The 2639-nt window shown below is 64.3% G+C and carries 2 protein-coding genes and 1 pseudogene; 2 read left to right on the top strand and 1 reads right to left on the bottom strand.

Annotation, left to right across the window (positions count from 1 at the left end; all coding sequences use genetic code 11):
• Positions 1 to 471 precede the first annotated feature (471 nt).
• Positions 472 to 1356, bottom strand: a complete 885-nt coding sequence (locus tag Q8K08_RS09530) for a recombinase family protein (protein WP_305249925.1) — start codon at positions 1354 to 1356, stop codon at positions 472 to 474.
• Positions 1357 to 1649: 293 nt separating this feature from the next.
• On the opposite strand from Q8K08_RS09530, the gene Q8K08_RS09525 reads away from it, so the two are divergent.
• Complete coding sequence (locus Q8K08_RS09525) at positions 1650 to 2537, top strand: DUF1403 family protein (protein ID WP_305249924.1); 888 nt, start codon at positions 1650 to 1652, stop codon at positions 2535 to 2537.
• A gap of 2 nt (positions 2538 to 2539) precedes the next feature.
• Positions 2540 to 2639, top strand: a pseudogene (locus Q8K08_RS09520) (SMC-Scp complex subunit ScpB); the annotation flags it as partial.

Here is a 2639-nt window from a genome sequence, read left to right as displayed (position 1 = left end):
CGAGGATGCCTTCCGGAAAGCCTTCGAGATTTGACACATGATGGCGGAAGGTGTTCTGGTTGATCCGAAGCAGATCGGCGGCTTCCCGCATCGCGAAGCGACGGAGACCCTTCTGGGCATCCGGTGGGAACGTCTCCTGCGCATGTTCACGCAACCGGCTACCGAGCCGCTTGGACATGACATCGAATCTTTGGGAGGCTCGTATCCCGCTCATCACTGCCCTCAAGTCTTTATTGTTTTGTAGACCTTAACAGCTTTGGTGAGTAAATCCAGTCCAATCCGTTGAGCGGCCTAAAGGCGTTGAGACGGCAGATTTCTGACGAGAAAAAACCGTGAAGTATCAGCGTCTTAGGTAACCTTGTTCGTACAGCACTTCAACAGTTCGTAGCCAGCGATGTCATGGCCACAACATGTATTGTCAACGCCTACGTAACGCAGATCTTCAGAATCGTGCGACCGATTCCCGCGACTTCACTCAAGCAGCCCCAGCCTCTCGGCTCGCTCCAGCAGCATCTTCACGGATGACGGCTGCCAGCTTGTCCGCCCGCGGGGCGTTCGCTCGCGCATCGCTTCCAGTCGGGTGCAGATCGCCTGAAGCGTGACGTCCGGATACGCGCCCTTGATGGCGGCGACGATAGCGGGGAGGCGGTCGTCCGTTTCGCGGCGGCCGGCGCGGTTTAAGACCGTCTCGGGCAGGAAGCCGTCGCGCACATAGGCGTTCACGGCACGTAGCAAGCGGCTTTGTGTCCAGTGGCGTTCGCGGGGCAGGGGGCCGTTGACGATGCGCACCACGTCTTCCCAAGCTAAGTCGGGGCGCAGGCGACCGACATGGGGGACCCAGTCCTGCGCCGTCTCGTTCAGCCGCTCCATATAGCCGTCCTGCCGGGCCAGCCTGACCTTGCGCAGCGCCGCCGGATCCCGGGCGCGCAGGCCCGGATTGCCGCCAACCCGGCCTTTGGTTCGTGCGCTGGCCAACCCGGCCTTGGTACGCTCGCGGATCAGCGCCCTTTCGAACTCTGCGGCCGCACCCAACACCTGAAGTGTAAACTTGCCCTGCGGCGACGCCGTGTCGATCGGATCCTGCAAGGACCGGAAATGCGCACCTTTCGCCTCCAGCCGCTCGATGATTTCCAAGAGGTGAGAAAGTGAACGGGCAAGGCGGTCGATCCGAACCACGACGAGCGTATCGCCGATGCGCAGCTGATCCAGCACGCGCGCCAGAACTGGCCGCGTGCGACTGCCGCCAGATGCTTGTTCCTCCACGATTTCCACGCAGCCTGCGGAGCGCAGCTCCTGAACTTGGGGCAGGGCGGTTTGATCTTCGGTGGAAATGCGCGCGTATCCGATGAGTGGCACGGGGCAGGGGGCCTTTTTGCAATTGCGGATGTCAGGAGTAAACGACGGATTGAGTGTGTCTCCAACATGTGCTCAGGAGCCCGGCACCTGAATGGCAGGGGAAGAAGCGACGCTGCCCGCAGCGCCACCCGGCGCGTCCGGGAGCAATGTCGTCGGCATTTCTCTATTTCGGAGCGCACGATCTATTTATGTCCGATAATGCAATCTTATTGGACGTAAAGGCGCTGACAAAGCTGCGGCGCTATTGATGCATTTCTCTGGCAGAAAGCGCCGTCCCAATATAGGCTGCCGGCATGGAAAAACCGCGCACCGAGCCATTGGAAACCTTGCCGATGCTGCCCCCGCTGCCGGGCTGGATCGTCTCTGCGCCTGCAGAAACGCCGGAGGCTGCGGCTTTCCGGTCCGGGGCTGCGCTGGCGCATCTGGGTCAGGCAACGGCGTCGGGGGGTGTGCCTCTGGCGCTGTGGCGCGATCGTCTGGCCCTGGCGGCGGCCGGGAACTGCGCTGCAATGGCGGGGCGAAGGGAAGGGCAGGGCGCCTTGCGCGATGCGCTGCACCTGACGGGACCGGGCGACGACCCCGGCCCGGCGGGGCGGATCGCGCGGCAGTGGTCACGCGCGGCGGCGCGGCCGGTTTCGGTCGCGCATCTGGTCAATGCGCTGGAAGGAATAGCGGCAGAGCGGATCGCGCTTTGCCTTGATGCCACCGGACCGACACCGGTGGACCGCGCGGCGCAGGTCGTCGAGGCGGTTTTGACCGATCATCCGCAGATGGAGGTCGCCGCCCTGATCCTAGCCGATGCGGCGTTGGCAAGAGCGTTGGGGGCAACCCATGTGCTGCCGCTTCTGGCGCTGACGCTCAAGCCCCGCGATCTGCGCGTGCGGGGCGATGATCTGCGGCTGGCTTGTCACCGCGCCGTTGTCTTTGCCGTCGGGCAGGCGCTGCCGCTGGCCGGCGATCTGGCCCGGGCGTCGGCCCGTCTGCAGGCGGTGGCCCCGAAGCTGCGGGCCAAGGCGGCGGGCCGGGCGGTCGATCTGTTCCTGTCGCGCGATGCGCTGGCGCCTGCGGCCTTGACCTTCATGTCGGACCGAGCTGCGCGGCGGCTGTGCGACCGGCTGGTCAGTCTGGGTGCTGCCCGCGAACTGACCGGTCGCGAAACCTTCCGCCTGTATGGGCTGTGACGATGAAAAGCGCCCGAACAGAGACGGTTTTCGACCGTGGTCTGGCCGATCTGCCGGCCGATCTACGCTGGCGGGAATGGATGCGGCGGATCGAGGCAGTGC

This window comes from Pseudotabrizicola sp., assembly GCF_030684215.1.
In the GTDB taxonomy this organism is placed as follows: domain Bacteria; phylum Pseudomonadota; class Alphaproteobacteria; order Rhodobacterales; family Rhodobacteraceae; genus Pseudotabrizicola.
This window is presented reverse-complemented; position numbering and strand designations above follow the sequence as displayed.